Source organism: Collinsella sp. AF31-11 (assembly GCF_003475605.1).
GTDB lineage: Bacteria > Actinomycetota > Coriobacteriia > Coriobacteriales > Coriobacteriaceae > Collinsella.
Genome location: NZ_QRQS01000002.1, coordinates 19,243 through 39,295, shown reverse-complemented (window position 1 = coordinate 39,295; position 20,053 = coordinate 19,243). Strand labels below are relative to the sequence as shown.

The 20,053-nt window shown below is 58.6% G+C and carries 16 protein-coding genes; 10 read left to right on the top strand and 6 right to left on the bottom strand.

What is annotated here, in order from left to right; genetic code table 11:
- Window positions 1-24 precede the first annotated feature (24 nt).
- Window positions 25-1,455: a PTS transporter subunit EIIC gene (locus DWZ22_RS01290; protein WP_118405246.1), complete on the top strand. Its 1,431-nt coding sequence runs from the start codon at window positions 25-27 to the stop codon at window positions 1,453-1,455.
- Here DWZ22_RS01290 and DWZ22_RS10640 read toward each other — a convergent pair.
- On the bottom strand, window positions 1,437-1,799 hold the full coding sequence (locus DWZ22_RS10640) for an ATP-binding protein (RefSeq protein ID WP_369833787.1): 363 nt from the start codon (window positions 1,797-1,799) through the stop codon (window positions 1,437-1,439). The two genes, DWZ22_RS01290 and DWZ22_RS10640, sit on opposite strands and share 19 nt — an antisense overlap.
- Window positions 1,800-1,919: 120 nt before the next feature.
- On the opposite strand from DWZ22_RS10640, the gene DWZ22_RS01280 reads away from it, so the two are divergent.
- A complete protein-coding gene (locus DWZ22_RS01280; protein WP_118405244.1) occupies window positions 1,920-2,408 on the top strand; it encodes an S-ribosylhomocysteine lyase in 489 nt (162 codons plus the stop codon).
- A 144-nt stretch (window positions 2,409-2,552) separates the two neighbouring features.
- Window positions 2,553-3,197, top strand: coding sequence for a DUF4867 family protein (locus DWZ22_RS01275; protein WP_118405243.1), 645 nt, complete (start codon window positions 2,553-2,555; stop codon window positions 3,195-3,197).
- A gap of 196 nt (window positions 3,198-3,393) precedes the next feature.
- Here the strand turns inward: DWZ22_RS01275 and DWZ22_RS01270 are convergent, their stop codons facing one another.
- Window positions 3,394-4,500 (bottom strand): AAA family ATPase, encoded by a 1,107-nt coding sequence (locus tag DWZ22_RS01270; protein WP_118405242.1) that lies wholly within the window; start codon window positions 4,498-4,500, stop codon window positions 3,394-3,396.
- 319 nt (window positions 4,501-4,819) lie between these two features.
- Here DWZ22_RS01270 and DWZ22_RS01265 point away from each other — a divergent pair, with 319 nt between their 5' ends.
- The 5 genes from DWZ22_RS01265 (at window position 4,820) to DWZ22_RS01245 (ending at window position 12,021) form a co-directional block, all read left to right on the top strand.
- Entirely contained in the window at window positions 4,820-6,250 is a 1,431-nt protein-coding gene (locus DWZ22_RS01265; RefSeq protein ID WP_118405241.1) for a 6-phospho-beta-glucosidase, read from the top strand.
- A gap of 134 nt (window positions 6,251-6,384) precedes the next feature.
- Window positions 6,385-7,653, top strand: coding sequence for an ATP-binding protein (locus DWZ22_RS01260; protein WP_233546419.1), 1,269 nt, complete (start codon window positions 6,385-6,387; stop codon window positions 7,651-7,653).
- A gap of 368 nt (window positions 7,654-8,021) precedes the next feature.
- Window positions 8,022-9,905: a histidine kinase N-terminal 7TM domain-containing protein gene (locus DWZ22_RS01255; protein WP_118405240.1), complete on the top strand. Its 1,884-nt coding sequence runs from the start codon at window positions 8,022-8,024 to the stop codon at window positions 9,903-9,905.
- Between the two features lie 2 nt (window positions 9,906-9,907).
- A complete protein-coding gene (locus DWZ22_RS01250) occupies window positions 9,908-11,401 on the top strand; it encodes a sensor histidine kinase (protein ID WP_118405239.1) in 1,494 nt (497 codons plus the stop codon).
- Complete coding sequence (locus DWZ22_RS01245) at window positions 11,398-12,021, top strand: response regulator transcription factor (RefSeq protein ID WP_118405238.1); 624 nt, start codon at window positions 11,398-11,400, stop codon at window positions 12,019-12,021. The genes DWZ22_RS01250 and DWZ22_RS01245 overlap by 4 nt, the downstream gene beginning before the upstream one ends.
- Before the next feature lie 193 nt (window positions 12,022-12,214).
- On the opposite strand, the gene DWZ22_RS01240 is transcribed toward DWZ22_RS01245, so the two are convergent.
- From DWZ22_RS01240 to DWZ22_RS01225, 4 genes are all read right to left on the bottom strand, one after another.
- Window positions 12,215-13,054 (bottom strand): hypothetical protein, encoded by an 840-nt coding sequence (locus tag DWZ22_RS01240; RefSeq protein WP_118405237.1) that lies wholly within the window; start codon window positions 13,052-13,054, stop codon window positions 12,215-12,217.
- An 80-nt stretch (window positions 13,055-13,134) separates the two neighbouring features.
- The gene (locus tag DWZ22_RS01235; protein WP_118405236.1) at window positions 13,135-14,373 is read right to left on the bottom strand and encodes an SPFH domain-containing protein; all 1,239 of its coding nucleotides are present in this window, start codon (window positions 14,371-14,373) and stop codon (window positions 13,135-13,137) included.
- 48 nt (window positions 14,374-14,421) lie between these two features.
- Complete coding sequence (locus DWZ22_RS01230; protein ID WP_118405235.1) at window positions 14,422-15,744, bottom strand: hypothetical protein; 1,323 nt, start codon at window positions 15,742-15,744, stop codon at window positions 14,422-14,424.
- A gap of 24 nt (window positions 15,745-15,768) precedes the next feature.
- Window positions 15,769-16,506: a DUF4428 domain-containing protein gene (locus DWZ22_RS01225; protein ID WP_118405234.1), complete on the bottom strand. Its 738-nt coding sequence runs from the start codon at window positions 16,504-16,506 to the stop codon at window positions 15,769-15,771.
- Window positions 16,507-16,911: 405 nt separating this feature from the next.
- Here DWZ22_RS01225 and DWZ22_RS01220 point away from each other — a divergent pair, with 405 nt between their 5' ends.
- Window positions 16,912-18,240 (top strand): ATP-binding protein, encoded by a 1,329-nt coding sequence (locus DWZ22_RS01220; RefSeq protein WP_117735655.1) that lies wholly within the window; start codon window positions 16,912-16,914, stop codon window positions 18,238-18,240.
- A 657-nt stretch (window positions 18,241-18,897) separates the two neighbouring features.
- Entirely contained in the window at window positions 18,898-20,025 is a 1,128-nt protein-coding gene (locus DWZ22_RS01215; RefSeq protein ID WP_158573281.1) for a helix-turn-helix domain-containing protein, read from the top strand.
- Window positions 20,026-20,053: the final 28 nt, after the last annotated feature.

The following is a 20,053-nucleotide window of genomic DNA, read 5'->3' as shown; positions in this document are numbered from 1 at the left end:
GAAAGAAACGGGAAAGGAAGTACCATGGCAGATAACAAGCGTATCGCCGAGGATATCCTCAAGGCGGTGGGCGGCCCGAAGAACGTGACTTCGGCGACCCACTGCATGACGAGGCTCCGCCTTGTGCTCAAGGACGAGTCCAGCATCGACGATGACGAAGTCAAGGCCGTTGACGGCGTGATGGGCATTGTCCACGGCGGTCAGCAGTATCAGATCATCGTGGGGACGAACGTGCCCAGGGTGTACGCGGAGTTCTGCTCACTTGCCAACGTCAACGAGCTCGAGGCGGTTGAGGACGCCGAGGCTGCCGCCGCCGACGTCGAGCTTGTCGGCAAGAAGAAGCTTACGCCCATGCAGATCCTGAAGAACGTCGTCGGTTACATGGCGGGCTGCATGACCCCGATGATCCCGGTGCTGCTCACGGGCGGTCTCGCAAATGCGATCAATGCCCTGTGCGGTCCGCAGCTCCTGGGCCTGTACCCCGCGGAGAGCGACATCTACGTGCTCTTCGACTTCATCTACGATGCCGCCCTGTACTTCATGCCTATCCTCGCGGGCGTCAACGCGGCGAAGCAACTTGGCATCAACGGTATGCTCGGCGGATTTATCGGCTGCATCCTCATGTCGTCGGATTTCGCCGCAATCATCGCCGAGGGTAAGGCGTTTACCGTCTTCGGCATCCCCTGCAACACGTCTGCCGCCTATGCCCAGACTGTCCTGCCCATCATGATGTCCGTTCCGCTGTTCGCTGTTGTTTATAAGTTTGTCGGTAAGCACATGCCCGACATGCTCTCAACCGTGTTCACGCCCATTTTGAGCCTCCTTGTCACCTCGCCGTTCATCCTGTGCCTGCTCGCCCCCTTCGGTACGATTGTGGGCAACGCCATCAGCGGCGGCCTTGCCTGGTTCGGTATGAATACCGGATTCTTCGGTGTCGGCGTGATCGCCGCCCTTTGGGAGTTCCTCGTCATGAGCGGTATGCATCTGGCCCTTATGATGCCCATGATGGCCTCGTTCTTCGAGACTGGCGAGATGACCGGTGTCATGCTCGCGGGTAGCTTCGCCACGTGGGCATGCTTCGGCGTCGCCCTCGGTGCGGCTCTTCGACTCAAAGGTAAGGCGGAGCGCGGCAACGCCTTCGGCGCCTTCGTATCCGGTATCTTGGGCGGCGTTACCGAGCCTGTGCTCTATGGCATCTGCCTGTCTCACGTGCGCTGTTTCGGCGCCTTGATGGTCGGTAGCTTTGTCGGCGGTGCGTATGCTGGTATCGCCAATCTCACCCAGTACGTCATCACCTCTGCGAACTTCCTGTCCGTCCTGAGCTATGTGGGCGGCACCAACGCCAATTTCATCCAGGGTATTATCGCGAGCCTCATTTCCCTGGTCGTCGCAGCTGTGTGCACGTATCTCTTCGGCTATAGCAAGAAGGAACTCGATCAGGCAAACGCCAAGTAGCATTGAGCCCTTGCTCCTTTAGAGGGAAACTCCATGATTGATGCAGCCTGAAATAGTCCGCGCCTCGCTCTCTCGAGTGGGGCGCGCGTCTTGCCTTCTATCACGCATGCGTGGCCGACGGCTATCGCGAGGTGGGTTTCCCTTCGGCCCGTCTGCCCATGGAACGTGAGGCCCTGCGCTGCCTCGACGAACGACAGCGTTTTCGGGTGGTTCGCGCCATAGCTGTCGGGAAAGGCTGCCTGCGTGAAGTCGTGCCCTTCGAACGACTTCACGCAGGGGAATTTCGCCTTCCTGAACAGCCTTGCGCGCTTGGATTCCTTCCGGACTGCCGTCTCATGCTCGATGAGCTCGCTCGTCCCGGGCAGCTTATTTGGGACGGGGCTTTTTTGACTGGTATGATTGGTGCGACCATTCGAACCAGCTAAAAGAGGCCCGTCCCAAATTGACTATCGAGAGGAACTGCCATGGAGCGCATCGCAAGTTTTTCCGTTGACCATCTGCTGCTTGAGCCCGGCGTATATGTGAGCCGCATCGACCGCGATCCGGCGACCGGCGCTGCCGTCACTACCTTTGACCTGCGCTTGACCACGCCCAACAAAGAGCCGGTCATGAACACGGCCGAGTGCCATACCATCGAGCACCTGGGCGCGACGTTTCTTCGTAACCATGCCGAGTGGTCGAGCCGCATTGTCTACTTTGGCCCCATGGGCTGCCGCACGGGCTTTTACCTCGTCGTATTTGGCGAAGTGACGAGCGAGGAGATCCTGCCGCTCGTGCGTGAGCTGTTCGAGTTTGTTGCTGGCTTTGGGGGCGATATCCCCGGCGCTGCTCCCGAGGAGTGCGGCAACTACCTGGACCAGAACCTCCCCATGGCCAGCTGGCTTGCGCGCCGTTATCTCGACCGCGACCTGGCCGATATCGACGAGAAGCACCTGCACTATCAGCAGGCGTAAGGGCTTTATCGCCCAAAACGCGCGCATTGGGCGCCTTCGCTTATGCGGGGGCGCCTTTTTGTTGAGTGGTCGGGACGAGCGTTCAAAATCGCTCATGTTTGTTCTAGAATGTTCGTATAGTCACATTTACGAACAGGAGTGAACATGCATATCTACTCTGTCAACGATCCCGAGTTCAAATCCTATGGCAACGTTTGGGATGACGTTCCGTCCGTGCTCACGTCGCCCGTGCTCGAGGCGCTCTCTGCCACGCCCATCCCCGAGGGCAGCAAGTACGTAGCAAGCGCGCCGGAGCTCGAGGGCGTCAAGGATGCCGATAAGCTGGGCTTTCTCATGTTTGGCGGCCGACCCTTCCAGCTGGGCTGGTGCAATGGCCACAACACGCAGCTCAACTGCCTGGAGTATCACCGCGCCAGCGAGTTTAACCTGGGCGCCCGCGACTTTATCCTGCTCGTGGCGCATCGCTGGGAGATTGAGGGCGGCAAGCTCGACACCGCGTGCGTCAAGGCGTTCCGCGTGCCGGCGGGTACGGTCGTCGAAGTCTTCAACACCACGCTCCACTACACGCCGTGCATGGTCGACGACGGCGGCTTCCAGGTAATGGTTGCGTTGCCCGCCGGCACCAATGGTCCGCGCCCCGAGGCCGCAGCCGACATGCCCGCGGTCGGCGACAGCTACTGCTACTGGAAGGCCGACAAGTGGGTCCTCTGCCACGCCGACAGCCCCAAGGCAGCCGAAGGCGGCTACGTGGGCCTCATCGGCAAAAACCTCGACATCAACGTGGACTAGAATCTTCCGTCTCGATCTGTAACATCTAGCGGGCTAAATCGTTACTACCTGTTACAGATTGAGACATACCGTAGAAGGCCGCCCGAAAATCTCGATTTGTAACACCAAACCCGATTTTGACGGTCTACCTGTTACAGATTGAGATAAAACGGGCCCAAACCACCACAAAGGTGCCTGTCCCCTTTGTGGTGGCTGTTTAGAGCTGGCTGCGTAGGTAGTCAGCCATGTATGGAACGGCGAAGCGCACGTAGCCGCGGCGAGCCTGTTCGATCACGCCGGCGTCAATAAGGCGCCGGCGATACTTTTGCGCATAGTCGGGTGTGACCGACATTCGCTCGGCAATATCGGAGATGCGCGACGCGCCGTCTTTGTCGTCGGTCATCGCAGCGAGAAACGCGACGTCTTGATCAGATAGCGCGGCAAGCGTCGTTTCACAAACATCATTTTCGAAATCGACCTTGGACGCTTCGATGGCTCCGTCGATTTGCTCTTGTGCTACGCGCTCTCCGACCTTGCAGCGAGTGGCGATGTTATAGCCAATAAGTTGCAGCATATAGGGCGAACCTTGGGTCGCGTGAGCGGCGCGGAGGCGAAGGTCGCTTGGAATATCAAGGCCGAGCTCCTCAAAAGCCCGCTGATAATAGGCGTCGACATCTCCGACTGAAAGCGGATCGAGCGTGACCTTGCGAGCGCGGTTGAGAAATGTCAGCACGCGGTCATTGAGTGTTGCGCAGACGGCTCCCGGAAGGCCCGCCATGACGAGCGCGACGTTGAGTCGTTCGCCGACCAGCTCTTGATAGGCGGTGACGAGCTGCCTAATCTCGGGTGAATTTGCCTGGAGCTCATCGATAAGGATGAGGATGCCATGGCCCTGCTCGGTCAGTTTGCGCGCAAGCTGCGTGAGTTTAAACTGAAAGCTCTTGGTCTCCTGCACGTCTCGTGTGAACTCAAGACCGGCTGAGAAGCCGAAGACGCTCAGGCTGCCGCTCGTGAGTTTAGGAAGATGGCGTTTGTTGGCATAGGGCTCGCCTGCCTCTTGGATTTTTTCAACAATGCGCTCGAGCATATCCTCGGAGGCCACGGTAGGCGTGGCGACAACGAAGCCGAGCTTGCGTGCGCGATCGGCAAGTTCCCACAGAAGAACTGTCTTGCCACTGCCTCGCTGACCAAGCACGAGCATGGCTCGGTCGCGATTGCCCGGCTCCTGCTCAAGGCCGGATATGAATGTCGAAATTACCGTTTCGCGCCCGACTAGATAAGAGGGGCGATTTCCAAATGAGGGGGAGAAGATGGGTTCAGTCATAAGTCTCCTTTCCTTTTTTTCCTATTTTTTCCTTTCTTTCCTATTCAGTCAAATGGTCTGTCACCCGAAGGCGGCTACGTGGGCCTCGTCGGCAAGAACCTCGACATCACCTGCGACTAGGGGCTTTCCCCAACCACCACAAAGGTGCCTGTCCCCTTTGTGGTGGTTGGGGCTGGCGGGTATCAAGAAGTGTCAGGCGGGGCGGCTGCCGGGCCGCCGTGTGCGAAAAGAAGTGTCGGCCTGCGCCGCTGCCGTTGAGTAGCGCGCTGCTTGCGGGGATACTGAAGCCACGACAAACAGCGTGTGAAAGGATCGATGTATGGCTTTCCGTAAAGACTTCCTGTGGGGCGGCGCGACGGCTGCCAACCAGTGCGAGGGTGCCTACGACGTGGACGGGCGCGGCCTGGCCAACGTGGACGTGGCCCCGCACGGCCCCGAGCGCTATGCGGTGGTCTCCGGCCAGCGCAAAATGCTCGACTTCGAGGACGGCTATTACTACCCCGCGCAGACCGGCATCGATTTCTACCACCACTACAAGGAGGACATTGCCCTCTTTGCCGAGATGGGCTTTAAGACCTTCCGCATGAGCCTGGCCTGGACCCGTATCTTCCCCAACGGTGACGAGGCCGAGCCCAACGAGGCCGGCCTGGCCTTCTACGAGGACGTGTTCCGCGAGTGCCAAGCGCACGGCATCGAGCCGCTCGTGACCATCACGCACTTCGATTGCCCCGTCCACCTCATCAAGGAGTACGGCGGCTGGCGCAACCGCAAGCTCATCGACTTCTACAAGAACCTCGCGACCACGATCTTCACCCGCTACAAGGGCCTGGTGAAGTACTGGCTCACCTTCAACGAGATCAACATGATCTTGCACCTGCCGTTTATGGGTGCCGGCCTGGTCTTTGAGGAGGGCGAGAACAAGGAAGCCGTCGAGTACCTGGCCGCCCACAACGAGCTCGTCGCCAGCGCTTGGGCAACCAAGATTGCCCACGAGATCGACCCCGAGGTCAAGATCGGCTGCATGCTCGCCGCGGGCACCTACTATCCCTACAGCTGCCGTCCGGGCGACGTGCGTCAGGCGCAGCTCGACAACCAGAACAACTACTTCTTTGTCGACGTCCAGAGCCGCGGCTACTACCCGGCCTATGCGCTCAAGAAGCTCGAGCGCTTGGGCATCGACGTCGGAATGACTGATGAGGATCGCGAGATCCTGGCCGCCAACACCGTCGACTTCATCAGCTTTAGCTACTACAGCACCCGCTGCTCTGCCGGTGCCGACAACCCCGATGTCGAGAAGACCCAGGGCAACGCCTTCGCCGGCGCCAAGAACCCCTATCTGCAGGAGAGCCAGTGGGGCTGGGCTATCGATCCGCTGGGCTTCCGCATCACCCTCAACGACCTGTACGACCGCTATCAGAAGCCGCTGTTTGTGGTTGAGAACGGTCTGGGCGCCAAGGATGTTGTCGAGGAGGATGGCTCCATCAACGACGACTACCGTATCGACTACCTGCGCCAGCATATCGCCGCCATGCGCGATGCCGTGACCGAGGACGGCGTGGACCTTTTGGGCTACACCACCTGGGGCCCGATCGACCTCGTCTCTGCCGGCACCGGCGAGATGTCCAAGCGCTACGGCTTTATCTACGTCGACCGCGACGACGCGGGCAACGGCACCCTCAAGCGCTCCAAGAAGAAGAGCTTTGATTGGTATAAGAAGGTTATCGCCACCAACGGCGAAGACCTGGCCTAAGGGCACTGAGGCACTCAACCTTGGGGCTCCAACCCTCCTCGCGTACCTAAGTACGCTTCGTCGGGCTTGTCGCCCCCAATCTTGAGCACCTCAGGCCCTTAGGAGGTGGACCTGACCGCCGCATTTCGAAAGGCATGCTTTATAGCTTCCTAACCAAGGCGCCCGGCGAGCAGCTTATGCCCGCCGGGCGCTTTGTTAAAAGAAGTGAAAGAAAGCAAAAGAAGTTAAAGCTTGCAAAAGAAGTTAAAACTTGCAAAATTAGTGAAAGCAGGATAGAGCTGACGGGGGAGTGTTCCATGGATGTGCCCATTAATCCGTTTACGCCGACATTTGGCATCGTCCCGCCAATTATGGCCGGCCGCACGTATCTTATTAATGATGTTGTGCGAGCGCTCGACCGCGGCCCCGGCGATCCCAACTTGGCAACAATCTATGTTGGCGCACGAGGAACAGGTAAAACGGCCCTGCTCTCATACCTTAGCTCCGAGGCGCAAAGGCATGGTTGGATTTCGGTTGGCGTGGCTGCTGCTCCTGGAATGCTGGAAGACATTTACGAGCAAACGCGTGAAGTTGCGGCTGAATATATCGATAGCGGCTTAAATCCTAGGCTCAGAGGTTTGAGTGTGGGCCAGCTATTTAGCGTGGAATGGGAGCCGGAGCAGGCACCTTCGGCAAACTGGCGCACGCGGATGACTCGCCTTATAAAAGCTTTGGACAAATATGACATCGGTTTGCTGTTCACGATCGATGAGGTGTCGGCTTCGTTCGATGAAATGATTAGTTTTGCCTCTACGTACCAGATGTTTGTGCGCGAAGGCCGACGTGTGGGAGTGCTGATGGCGGGGCTGCCGCATCAGGTGTCAATGCTGCTGCGCAACCAGTCCGTTTCATTTTTGCGTCGATCAGTTCAGCACCACTTGGGGAATATTAGCGACAAGGAAATTGCCGTTGCATTGAAGGAGACCATCGAGGGCGGTGGCAGGCGCGTGAGTGCTGACGGCCTTCAGAAGATGGTAGATGCCATCGGCGGTTTTCCGTTTCTTATGCAGCTCGTCGGTTTCCGCTCTTGGGATATACGGCCTCAGGCAGAAGAGATAACCGCCCAAGATGCTGCAAGGGGCATTGCGCTTGCGCGTTCTGACATGGAGCAGCGCGTGTTGGCGCCGACGTATTACGAACTGTCCGAAGGCGATAAAGCGTTCTTGGAGGCAATGCTTGCAGACGGGGGCGAGAGCAAGATTGCGGACGTTGCAGAGCGAATGGGCGTAAAGAGCAATTATGCGTCGCAATACCGCGCTCGCCTGATTGAGCAAGGGATTATTGGTGAGCGCGGCCGAGGAAGGGTTGGCTTTGACCTTCCGTATTTTAAGGAATACCTAGAGGAGACCCTCGCTGTCGATTAGTCATTGGGGGACGTTCTTGTTTGACTGGTCGTTTAAGAACGTCCCCAATGACTACTTGCCTAATTATCACCATTGTTTACCAGCGCGTTTAACCGAATTTACAGTTACCAATTAACCAAATATCAATTCTTTGGTTAACCATATTTACGCATTTCAATTAACGAAACAGATTAAACATGTACTGTTTGAGTTGGCACTTGGGGACGTTCCTTTTCTGTCGGCACCTGGGGACACTCCTGAGAGGTAGTCATTGGGGACGTTCTTAAACGACCAGTCGTCAGGGACACTCCTTGCGCGCCTTGCCGTCTGCGGATTTTGGGACATGCGGCCCGATTTTTGGGCCCATCTGTCGGTACACTAAAGGCACTATGGGTACCCGCGAGCGACATATCGGTCACGCGGCCGCCCGATCCGCACCCGCGGCGGATCCCAGGGGCGGCAAGCTCTTTGCCATGCCGCGATTCCTTGTTGGCATATCGCATCGTGTATACCGCCGTCGCGTCTTTGCTATCGCCGGCGCCATCACCGCGTTGTTCCTTATGCTTTTAGTGGTCTTGCCGGCGCTGTTCGCCTCGGACCCCAAGCTTTCCAACACCGTGCCCGTCTATGGTGAGGTGTCCAAAGAGGTCGCGGACGAGCTCGCCCATACGAGCTCCTTTCCGCTACTTGTCGCCGCAGTCACGTTTTCAATCTGGGGCGTTCTCGCTTACCTGCGCTGCCTGGACTATATGTTGCGCCGCCGCCTTGTTGCTATCGCTGCCATCTGCCCCCTGTGGATGATCGAGGTCATCTTTAAGTACAACTCATTCACGCCAACTTACGCCACGCTGCTTTGGTACCTGTACTACGTGCCCATGACGCTCATCCCGCTGCTCTTTCAGCTATGCGGCATGCGCCTCGTGGGCGTGGAGCAACATCGCGCGGGCCGCCGCTACCGCACGGCCTTGTGGATTGCGGCAGCCCTGCTTATCGCGTTTGTGCTAACCAACGATGCGCACCGGCAGATATTCCACTTTGACCGCGCAAGCGAAACCTGGAGCAACGACTACACGTATGGCTGGGGTTACTTTGTCTTTCTGGCGTGGACGGCTTTCAACGTCGTTGCCTTTTTTGTCCTGGTGGGACGGTCCTCGTCTTATAGAATCCAGCGCTTTTCAGGCACGGCAGCACTCGTGTTGCTGGGCGGCGCGTTCTTTGCCGCTTCGTATGCCCTGCGTGTGCCCTGGGCGTGGAAACTCAACTTTTCGCTGGTCTATTGCGTGCTGTGCGTGGTAACACTCGAGATTTGCCTCGATTGTGGCGTTATCCCGTCGTATCACGATATCGCCGGCATCTTCGATACCCTGCCGCTCGATCTCAAGGTTCTGACGCGCGACTTGCAGGTGGCATATGCCACGCCGATGTCGGGACCAATCACGCCAGATGTGCGCGAAGAGCTTCGTGCGCAGGAGTACGGGCGTGCCCACGCCTTTACCGTGGCGTCTGCCCCCGATGTGATGTATCGAGCTTTTCCGCTGCTGGGCGGGTCGGCTCTCCTTGCCCAGGAGGTCTCGGAACTCAACGAGCTCAATCGCGAGCTGGCGTATCGGCGTATGGAGCTGCAACGTCAAAACGAACTGCTCGCGGCCGACTATGACCTTAAGGCGCATTTGGCAGACCAGGAGGCCGAGGCGCTGCTGGTTCAAGATGTGGACCGGGCGCTTGCCCGCGCGCTCGATGAGATGTACAGCCTGCTGAGCTCGCTGCCTCCGCTTACCGACGAGGCATCCTCGCATGAGCGTTACCGCATGCTGCAGTGCGCCAAAATGCTCGTTGCCTATTGCAAGCGCAAAGGGTCGCTCACGTTGGCGCAACACGAGGAGAGCGGCTTTGACCGCGACCGTATTCAGCTGATTGCCAACGAGCTCGCAAGCGATCTGCGCACCATCGATGTCGACTGCGCCTCGATTGTCGCCATACGCCGCCCACTGCACGCCAGTACGGTAAGCGCCCTGTACGACTGCGTGTATGACTTTGCGTTTTTTGCCTACACCACCGACCATCCGGCGCTTATGTATCACTTGGGCGACCATGACCGGTGCAGTGTCGAGCTGCGCGCCACGCTTTTTTCCAACGATGATGAAGATCTTTCGCAGACGCCCGCTGCACAAGAGCTCGAAAGCGCTCTGCAAGGGCGCAACGTGGCATACCGCCTTGAGGGCGAGCCCGGCCAGCTGCGCATGATCGTCTTGATGCCGCGGACGGGTGAGTGACCATGCAGATTCCGCTTATCCTTCCTCAGATTGTTGCGCTCGACGTTGTCTTTGCCCTGGCTGCGTGTCTGCAGACGATCCACGTCCCGCTCATCGCGTCGCGCCGCTCGTCCTATAACCGTAAGGTGATTTGCGCCTACGAGGCGAGCCTTGTGCTTCACCTGATGATTTCGGCGCTCATCTTATTCGCGTCGTCTGGCTCGTATCTGGTGGCGCCGCTTGATGTTTGCGCCAGGGCAATGGGCGGAGTGCTGTGGCTCAATGCCGCGATCTTTGCCTATGGCGTGGTCCTTATGGTGCACTATCGTCGCCCTGTCATGCTGGCCGAGCTGCTGCTTGTTGTCGCCGTTACACCGCCGGTGGTTTTTGCCATGGGCTCGGCGTGGGCCGTTGTCCTTATCGCAGAGGGAGCGTTCTTCCTGTTCCGCTCCATCGCAGCGCTTTTGATGGACGTCCGTAACCGCCAGGAGGACATCACCGCGTTCTCGACGATTGAAACCATCAACGTGATTCCCGTGGGCATTCTGTATTTAGACCCGAGGGGCCATCCGCTGCTCATGAACCGCTGCATGCGCAAAAACCTGGTGGAGCTTCATATGCCCACCGACCTAGGCGATATGAGCGGTACATGGAACGACCTGCGCAAACTCAGTATGCAAATGCCCGAAAGCAGCCAGAGCCGCGTGCGCATCAATTTAGACCGCTTTGGTGAGGCGCGCGTTGTGGTCGAGGTTTCTCCCGCCGAGATTCGCCTGTTTGTGTGCGATGACGTTATGGTCTCGGGCCGTTCGTTCGAGCGCATAATCGGTCTGGATGTGACAGAGTATGCGCATGCGCATGACCGCCTGGCGCAGGCCAACCACCTGCTTGAGCTTGCGGGCAAAGAGCTCCAGGCTCAGATCGAAGAAGTCAAAAAAGTTGCCGACAACGCGGCTTATCTGCGCATGCGTGCCCGCGTTCACGATGTGATCGGCCAGCGCCTGTCTATCCTCCATCGCTATCTGGAGGAGGGGCGTTTGGACGACGAGTCGCTCGAGCAGATTGACCCGTTGCTGCGCTCAATCGCCGCCGATCTGCGCCGTGGCGGTGCCGGCGAGCCTTCGGAGCAGCTGGGCGATATCGTCCACGCCTTCGGCCTGGTGAGCGTGCAGATCGATGTCGAGGGTGCACTGCCCCAGGATGCACGTGTCGCCGCAGCATTCTTGCAGATTATCCGCGAAGCCTCGACCAATGCTACCAAGCATGCGCAGGCACATCAGGTCCACGTGCGCCTGTGGCAGGAGGGGACGGATGCTGGTGCCGTCGCGCACATGACTATTTCTAACGACGGGTCCCCAGCCCCCGTATCGTATCGCGAAGGAACGGGTATCCCAGGTATGAGGCGTGTCGCGCAAGATCTGGGCGGCAGCTTGGAAGTCCGCCCCGCCCCGCCCTTTACGCTTGCGGTATCCATTCCGCTGCACTCCAACGCCGCGGTCCAAAGGAGAAGCTCATGATCCGCGTGCTCATCGTCGAAGACCAGGCCATCTTGCGCGAGGGTCTCGCACGCTCCGTTGGCGACCAGTCCGATATGACCGTTGTCGCCGCGATAGCCGATGCTTCCGAAGCCCTCGATGTCGTGCTCAAGGAGCGCCCGGACATGATACTGATGGACGTGTGCACCGAGCACGATTCCAATGGCATCGTGGCGGCAGCGCGTATTAAAGAGGAACTGCCCGAGTGCCGTATCATCATTATGACGGGTATGCCCGAGATCACCTTTGTCGATCAGGCGCGCGAGGCGGGCGTCGATAGCTTTGTGTACAAGAATGTCGGTATCGACGAGCTGTTTGGCGTGATGCGCTCCACGCTGGCGGGCTACTGCACGTTTCCCAAACCGCCCGAGAGCATTTTCTCGGGCACGGCGGCCCTCGATGATGTTGAGCTGTCGATTTTGCGCCTTGCCTGCGAGGGCAAGAGTCGTCGCGAGATCGCGGCCGAGCTGTTTATGAGCGAGGGCACCGTCAAGCGCCGCATCTCGGAGATTCTGAGCAAGACCGGCTACGACAATATCATGCGCCTGGCCGTGCATGCGGTGACCGAGGGCAGCATCGTCCCCAATATGGAGCGTCCGTAATCGATGCTCTCGACCGCGCTTCGACGCTAAAAAGCAGGCCGCCCGCCGCATCGCACCTGGAATCGGCGGGCGGCCTGTTTGCGTGGGCAGAGCGTTGCGACGCAAAGCGACGGGGCCGCAGAATCATTTCCTGCGGCCCCGTCTGGTACGCGCGCGGGTTTGTCCGCCAATCCGCGGCTGTTGATGTCTGTCGCTACGCGATGGTTGCGCTGTAGGAAGCGACATCCTCGTAGGAATCGGTCAGGTAGGCGTCGATGCCGATGGTCGTGTTGACTAGGCTGTCGAAGCTGTCAAGCGTGCCCTTCGAGAAGGTGAACTCTTCGGTGGCGTTGGTGCCGGGCATCAGGTGGGCCGAGAACCAGGCTTCCTTCATGGTGCCGTTGACGTTTGTCTTGCCGGTGGGGGCGTAGAAGGTCAGGTCCTTGTCGCTCTTGTTGACGATGTTGACGACAAAGCCGATGTCGCCCCAGTCGTCCTGGAACTTCTCGGTGATGGTGATGGTGCACAGGTCGTCATCGGCGACAGTGACGGCGGGGGAGATTTCGACGCTCTGGACATCGCCGTCTTCGACGGCCTCCTCGACTTCCTCTTCCTTCTCGGCGGCCTCGCGATCCTTCTTCACGGTACCGGACAGGTCCTTATCGGACTTGCTAAAGATGAGCTTGTCCTCGCCGTCCTCAAGGACAAGCTTGCCGTCCTCGAGCTTCACGTCGGTCGTCTCCTTGTCGACGGTGATACTCGCGGTGGTAGCGTCCTTGGCCTCCCACTTTAGGTCGGAAACTTCGGAGAACAAATCGAGGCTGCCCGTGCCGTCTTCGTCCAGGACCAAGATGCAGCTGATGCCCCATTCCTCGAACATATCCATATACTCATCGGTCAGCTCTTCGCCCTCCGTGGTTCCACCCGAGAGCTTCCAGCTGCCGACAAAGTTGGCCTTGGGGTCTTTGCCGCCGCCGCAGCCCGTGAGGGCAAAGGCGAGCGCCAAGACGCATGTCAGAAATGCGAGTGCGGACTTTTTGAACGTTGTCTTCATGGTGTCCTCCTTCTTGTGTGAAAACCCATAGAAGCAAATGCGGGGGTGGCGGATCCCCCGCCAATTACCAGATAAAGGGGTTAGGGCCTAGGCGTTCCGCAGTTGCTGCAGAACTTGCCGCCGTTTTCGCTACCGCAGTTGGGGCAGAACCACTTGGCCGGCGCCGGGGCGGGTGCGGGACTGCCGCACTCGGAGCAGAACTTGCCGGTGTTGGTGGCGCCGCAGCTGCAGGTCCACGTGCCGGCCGCAGGTGCGGCGGGAGCCGGTGCGGGAGCGGGTGCCGGAGCCGGCTGCGGGGCGGCCTGCTGCTGCGCCTGGCCGGCGGCGAACAGCTGGCTGGCGTTCATGCCGCCCATGCCACCTGCCATGCCCATGCCCATAAAGCCTGCCATCGCGCCGTTGGGGTTGGCCGCCGCGGCACGCATCGCGTCGCTCTGGGCGCTGGCGATGTTGGCGGCCGCCATGGTGGGGTCGCGCATGACCGCTGCCTTCTGCAGATCCTTGATCATCTGCTCGTCTTCTTGCGAGGCGGCGATGGAGTTAACGCCAAAGCTCACGATCTCGACGCCGCGCAGGTCACGCCAGTCGGCAGAGAGAACCTCGTTGAGCGCGCGGGCGAGCTCGGTGGTGTGGCCGGGGATGGCGCTGTAGCGGATGCCCATCTCCGAGATCTTGGCAAAGGCGGGCTGCAAGGCGGTGAGCAGCTCGGACTTAAGCTGGCTGTCGATCTTGTCGCGCGTGTAACTATCGGTCACGTTGCCGCATACGTTGGTGTAGAACAGCAGCGGGTTGGTGATGCGGTACGAATACTCGCCGTTGCAGCGCACGGAGATATCGACGTCCAGGCCAATGTTGTTATCGACCACGCGGAAGGGTACGGGCGAGGCGGTGCCGTACTTGTTGCCGATGATCTCCTTGGTGTTGATGAAGTAGACGCGCTGGTCCTTGCCCGCGTCGCCGCCAAAGGTAAAGCGGCTGCCGATATTGGCGAAGGTCTCCTTGATGGAATCGCCCAGGTTGCCGCTAAAGACGCTCGGCTCGCTGCCGGTATCGAAGACGAACTCACCGGGCTCCAGCGCGACTTCGATGATCTTGCCGTTTTGCACCACGAGCATGCCCTGGCCGTCGTTGACGGCGATGACCGAGCCGTTGGAGATGACGTTGTCCTCGCCGCGCGTGTTGGAGCTGCGGCCACCGGTACGTTTGCTGCCCTTGCAGGCCAAGACGTCAGCAGGCATCGATTCGCAGTAGATAAATTCCTTCCACTGGTCGGCCATGACGCCGCCGGCAGCTCCCAATCCAGCTTTCAAGAGTCCCATGGTGATCTTCCTTTCTCGTCAAAGGCCGGGTGGTATTGGTTAGATTGCTTAGTCGTCCTTGTCGTCTTTCATGACAACGGTGGTCTCGGTGTGGCTGAAGGTGTCGTGCTTCTCGGTAAGGTCGAGCTCGCCGCAGTACTCGTCGGCGTGGGTGGCCTCGTTGGCCGTCTTGAGCTGGCCTACCAGTAGCACGTCTCCGATAATCACGATGATCAGCGGCGCGATGATGTTGATGAGGATGCCTTCGATGTCAAAGGTGAGGTAATTCGGATCGAAGGCGTTCTCACCCATAAAGAGAATCTGGGAGAGGATAAATCCGATCACAAAGAACAGCACCGAGGCAACAGCGAGCTTGGGCTTGGAGCAGGGAAGCTCGCCGACCATGCGGCCGGTCTGGCCGTTCATGGCAAACAGGTAGCGCTTGCCGTTCCATGAGGTGGAAAGCATCCAGACGGGGAACAGAGCGTAGTCACTGTCTTCCCAGGTGTAATCGAGCTGCTTGCTTTCAACCGTGGCGTCGTCATATTCGTCGACGACAGTCTCACGCAGGGCCGAGACCGTGCTTTCTTCCATACGGCGCTCGGCGCGCGCCTTACAGGCCTCGCAATCCTCGTCGTAGCGGTTGGCGATGTAACCGGGCATGTAGGCGACCGAGAACGGACGCAGAGCCTCGTAATCAAACGGCTCGATGGCATCCATATGGCCGTCGGGCATCTTGGTCGATCCATCAACGGGCACGCGCTCAAACGAGATATTGCCCTTGCGGTATGCGTCGTAGTGGTCGATGGTCGTCACCGTGCGGTCGGATTCCTCGCGCACGGTCTCATTGGTCGCATCAAAGCGCACTTCGCCGTCCACGCGGGCGCCGTAGAGCCAAAACGGCACGTAGACGCCTTGAACCTCGTCGATGTGGTTGCCGGTGACAAAGCTCTTGGGTAGCAAGATCTTGCCCTTGTAATGCTCCTTGAGCGCCGCCAGCGCGTCGTCGCGCTCGAGCTTAAACGGAATCACCAGGTCGGGGGAGAAGTCTCCCGAGAGCTGGCCGGGTGCCACGACGGAGTTGCCGCAGTAGGGACAGGTGGTAACGGCGACCGTGCCGTCCGAGACCAGCTCGGCGCCGCACGACGAGCAGATATAGCCGGCGTTTTGGGCAAGCTCCTGTACCGCGTCGTCGACAGCGGGCTTGGACGCCGTGGCCGCAGCGTCGGCTTTGGCATCCGCCTTGCCCTGGCGCTCGCGATAGAGAGCCTCGACCTCTTCGACTTCAAAGCGCGAATCGCAGTAGTCGCAGACGAGCTTTTGCTCGGCGCTGGCAAAGTGAAGGGGGCCGCCACACGCAGGGCACTGATAGTTGACGCTCTCGAAGGCCATGATCGGTCCTTTCTGCGCCGGGGACTATGCGCCGATGGCGCCGCCGCAGTATTCGCAGCGCCCACTGGCATCGGGAATCGTGGTTGCACCACAGAAGGGACAGGTGACTGCAGTCTTGGGAGCCTTGGCGGCCGCGACGCTATCGCGCGTCTCCTGGCGCAGCTGCACCAGCGCGTCGCGGACTTCGGTTGCCTGGCGCTTGGCCTCGCGGTACTCAACGGATCCGCGCTGCTCGATGGTGGAGTCGTTCACGCGCAGGCCGATCTCGGTAAAGTACGGCGTGTTGACGTGGATGGTCAGGTTAAAGTCGTAATCCAGGTCGTAGCGCGGCGGGTCGTAGCTCTTGCGCTCGCCGTCCTCGGTTTCGCGATAGACCTCGGTGCGATGCTCGTCGATGTCCATGTCGCAGCCGAGTACCTGCGAGAACTCGATGATGTCGGGATTGGCGTCGCGCCAGCGGCTCTGCGAGGTAATGATCAGCAGCCCCGCGTCCTCGTCGAGCATGATGTTGGTGCGTCCGGCAGAAAGCGTGCGCGTGGGGTTGAACGACGCCAGGCGTTCGGCATTGGCCTCGCGGTAGGCGAGCTGCTCGCGGATGTCGTCTGCGGTGCTGGAGCGCCAGCCGCTAAAGAAGGGGGAGAGCTTGCCGGCGCACTCTTTGCACAGGTAGCCTTCGTTGATCTTGGTCTTTCCCAAAAGACCCAGCTCGGTACCGCAAATCGCGCATTCTTTCTTCTCGAACATCTTGTCAAAGAAGCCCATGGCTGCCTCCCATCAACTGGTAGCGTGTGTCACTTTTGATGATGGGTGAGTGCGCGGCCTTTCACGATACCCAAGCGGCTCAAGAAGTCTCCACAACTGGGACACATGGCCCATTTTGGGCAGTCATCGGGGACGTTCTTAAACGACTAGTCGCCGGGGACACTCTTTGCCAAAGGGTGGCACTTGGGGACGTTCCTTTCTGCCGGCACCTGGGGACACTCCTTGTGGGGGGCTCTTCTCGAGAGACAGGTTGGTTATGGCCCCACCCGCTGTCGGAAATTCGATCAACGCTTTCTAAAAATGTTCAATAGAGGTCAATTCCAATTGAGATTATGTTGAAATATATAAATACTCAATTGGAATTTTGCAGTTATCCCAGTTAAAATAGGAAAAGGGAGGCAAGTTATGCTCAAGCGTAAAATAATCGAGAAAATTGAAAGCTGGAAACAGACTAAAACCGGGCAGGGACTGCTTATTACCGGTGCTCGACAAGTTGGCAAAACAAGCGCTGTCGAGCAGTTCGCCCGTGACAACTATAGAAGCTTCCTGAAAATCGACTTCGTGGAGAGACCCGACGCGGTCGAGCTCATAGGGGAGGCAAGGAGCCTCGATGACCTCATTGTGAGAATCACCGCACTGGCTTCATCGCCCATCGCTTCGGATACAAAGACGCTTCTGTTTTTTGATGAGGTGCAGCGTTGCGGAGACGCCATCACCTGGATGCGTTATCTTGCGCAAGACGATCGTTTCGATGTCATTTACTCCGGCTCCATGCTCGGGATTGAGGCGTTCCATTTTCGGTCGTTGCCGGTAGGTACTATCGATATCCTCGAGATGTTTCCCATGGATTTCGAGGAATTCTCCTGGGCTCTGGGAGTCGACGAATCATTATGGGATGTCGTTCGTGCCTGTTATCGCAAACGGGAACAAGTGCCTCCGTTTATTCATGAACGGTTGATCGAGACGTATTATCGGTATGTCCTTGTGGGTGGCATGCCTGAGGCCGTTCAGCTGTTCGTCTCAACTCATGATACACAGGCGATGCGCGCTCGTCAGCAGGGCATTCTCGAAGCATATCGCGCAGATATCGCACGGTACGCCGAAGCCCCCGCGCATGCTCAACGGATCAGGACGATCTACGATGCCATGCCCGCGCAGCTCAATAAAGAGAACAAGCGCTTTCTCGTTACCGGGATAGACAAGCGGAAACGATTTTTGGATTTGCAGCCTGATTTTGACTGGCTTGTTAATGCGGGCGTTGCGATCCCGGTTAAGAGGGTGAGCGAGCCCATGTTCCCCTTGGGTCTCTCGCGGGAAGACAGTTTTTTCAAGTTCTACCTGAGCGATGTGGGGCTGCTGTTCTCTACTTTTTCTCCCGCTGATGTCGAGGCCATTGTTGCGCAGCGGGAATCGATCAACTTTGGGCAGGCTTTTGAGAATGCGGTCGCCCAGGAACTGCGCGCATGCGGCTACTCTTCGTTGTTCTACTTTAACGCGGCCAAGGTTGGAGAAGTCGATTTTATTATCGAGGATAAGCGGAGCCCCGTCGTTTTGCCTATCGAGGTCAAATCGGGTAGGTACAGCACAAAGCACGTTGCCCTCGATCGCCTGATGAGCGTTGAAAACTATGGATTGGCTCGGGCGGTCGTGCTTCACCGGGACAACGTGGTGGATGGAAAGGCGATATTGTATTTGCCCCTATATATGGCGGGCCTGCTAAAAGAAATGCCATAGATGAAGGGTTGAGAGCTCTAGGGTAGTCATTGGGGACGTTCTTAAACGACTGGTCGCCGGGGACACTCTTTGCCGAGCAAGCAGTCCACGTCGTGCTCCTTCTGGGACAGACGGCTCAAAAACGCTGCACGCCGTGGACTACTGGGGTCAAATTCGCGGCATTTCGAGCTTGGCTTCGTTATCGGGACTGATTCTTTATTAAAATTGAAATCCAAACAGTTGAGCGGCGGGGGGGGGGATTCATGAGAGGCATGGGAGACACAGCCGCATACTTACGTCGGGGCATTCGGGAGATTATATGCCTAGCGCTGTTCTATTTTACGTATTTGGCTGGCGAGTATCTTTTTGACGTGCGCGTTGCCGAGTTTGTGCCGCCGAGCGAGGTCGTTGTCTACGAGAGCTTCATCGTCGGCGCGAGCGCAATCGGCTTTCTTGTGCGTCCCCTTCTGCACTACCGCCGTCCCCGTGCGATCGATACGACAAGCGACATCGCGGGCGTGTTGCTGGCATCGGCGTTGCTGCTGTTGATGATGGCGGCTCAATTTGAGATGCTCATTGCCGGCGGGTTGCTGACGTTCTGCACACTGGGCTACTGCGGATCGACCGCCCATGCCAACTTTGCGCGACGCTTTGCACGGACGCCGTATTTGGCGCGTGTTGGCACTTTCGTATGCTTTGGGCGTTTTGCTGCAGGTGCTCAACCATATGGTGATGCCTGCGGGGATTCCGCAGCAGTTTGTTCTTGTTGCCTGTGCGGTTGCGCAGGTGGTACTGCTCCACAACGTCCGTCGCGCCAAGCTACACGGTGAGCCTGAGGTTGGGCGCGAGTCCGATATCGCCGAGCTTTCGGTGGATGCGTCGGAATTTGGCGCCAAGTGGCAAGACGATTCTGAATCAACGGCGGCTTTTCGGCGCGCCGTGGTGCGTCTGACGGTCGCAACCGCCTGCCTTACCGGTGTGTTTGCCGCCCTCAATGCAGGGCTCACGACCTCGCATGCCGCCGGGGCCATCGATTTGGGCGATTGGCCGCGCCTGTTGATGGCGGCGAGCGCTCTAGCTGCCGGCGCCTTGTTTGACCTGCACGGTCGTTCGTATATGAACATCACCATGACTTGCACTGCCATGTTGTCCACGCTTTCGTTCTTTGTCTTGCTCGTCGACGGCAATGGCGGCAATGTGCTTGCGGCCATGGCGATTTTCTATCTGGGTTCGGGCTTCTTCGTGGTGTTTTTTACGACGAAATTTGCTGCCATTTCGGTTTATGCGCACTGGTCGTATCTGTGGCCGTGCATGGGTCGTGTCATCAGCAACATTTGCGCGATGCTCGTGACGGCGCCGGCGGTGGCGATTATCTCGAGCCAGAACGTGCTGCTGGCGGTGGGTGCGGTGCTCGTACTGTTTGTGGGCATTGCGATTTCGCTGCTGGGACAGTTTGGGCATCGGGCAGATGACGCTGCGGTGCCCGGCGAGCTGGCGTTTGCTGCCGATGATCTTGGCGCGGATCGCGCGTCTGCTCAGAGCGAGCCCGCTTCCGCGGAGGTGCCGGAGCTCACGCTCGACGAACGTCTCCATGCCTTTGTCGCCGCCTTTGAGCTTACAGAGCGCGAGCGCGATACTTTGGAGGCCTTGGTCGCATCGCACGAGAGCGTTCAGGATATCGCTGCAACGCTCTTCCTTTCGCGCTCTACGCTCTACCGTCATATCGCCTCAATCAACAAAAAGACCGGTGCCGCCTCGCGCGTGGCCCTCATTAACTTCTTCTGGTCCTGGACGCCTCAAGACTAGCTAATTTGGGACGGGGCTTTTTTAGCTG

Bases quoted from the DNA above. Each gene is read 5' to 3' on its own strand.
- DWZ22_RS01235 (WP_118405236.1), bottom strand. From the start codon at position 14,373: ATGGGACTCTTGAAAGCTGGATTGGGAGCTGCCGGCGGCGTCATGGCC.
- DWZ22_RS01225 (WP_118405234.1), bottom strand. From the start codon at position 16,506: ATGGGCTTCTTTGACAAGATGTTCGAGAAGAAAGAATGCGCGATTTGC.
- DWZ22_RS01265 (WP_118405241.1), top strand. From the start codon at position 4,820: ATGGCTTTCCGTAAAGACTTCCTGTGGGGCGGCGCGACGGCTGCCAAC.
- DWZ22_RS01290 (WP_118405246.1), top strand. From the start codon at position 25: ATGGCAGATAACAAGCGTATCGCCGAGGATATCCTCAAGGCGGTGGGC.
- DWZ22_RS01220 (WP_117735655.1), top strand. From the start codon at position 16,912: ATGCTCAAGCGTAAAATAATCGAGAAAATTGAAAGCTGGAAACAGACT.
- DWZ22_RS01280 (WP_118405244.1), top strand. From the start codon at position 1,920: ATGGAGCGCATCGCAAGTTTTTCCGTTGACCATCTGCTGCTTGAGCCC.
- DWZ22_RS01230 (WP_118405235.1), bottom strand. From the start codon at position 15,744: ATGGCCTTCGAGAGCGTCAACTATCAGTGCCCTGCGTGTGGCGGCCCC.
- DWZ22_RS01250 (WP_118405239.1), top strand. From the start codon at position 9,908: ATGCAGATTCCGCTTATCCTTCCTCAGATTGTTGCGCTCGACGTTGTC.
- DWZ22_RS01275 (WP_118405243.1), top strand. From the start codon at position 2,553: ATGCATATCTACTCTGTCAACGATCCCGAGTTCAAATCCTATGGCAAC.
- DWZ22_RS01270 (WP_118405242.1), bottom strand. From the start codon at position 4,500: ATGACTGAACCCATCTTCTCCCCCTCATTTGGAAATCGCCCCTCTTAT.
- DWZ22_RS01240 (WP_118405237.1), bottom strand. From the start codon at position 13,054: ATGAAGACAACGTTCAAAAAGTCCGCACTCGCATTTCTGACATGCGTC.
- DWZ22_RS01260 (WP_233546419.1), top strand. From the start codon at position 6,385: ATGCTTTATAGCTTCCTAACCAAGGCGCCCGGCGAGCAGCTTATGCCC.
- DWZ22_RS01255 (WP_118405240.1), top strand. From the start codon at position 8,022: ATGGGTACCCGCGAGCGACATATCGGTCACGCGGCCGCCCGATCCGCA.
- DWZ22_RS01245 (WP_118405238.1), top strand. From the start codon at position 11,398: ATGATCCGCGTGCTCATCGTCGAAGACCAGGCCATCTTGCGCGAGGGT.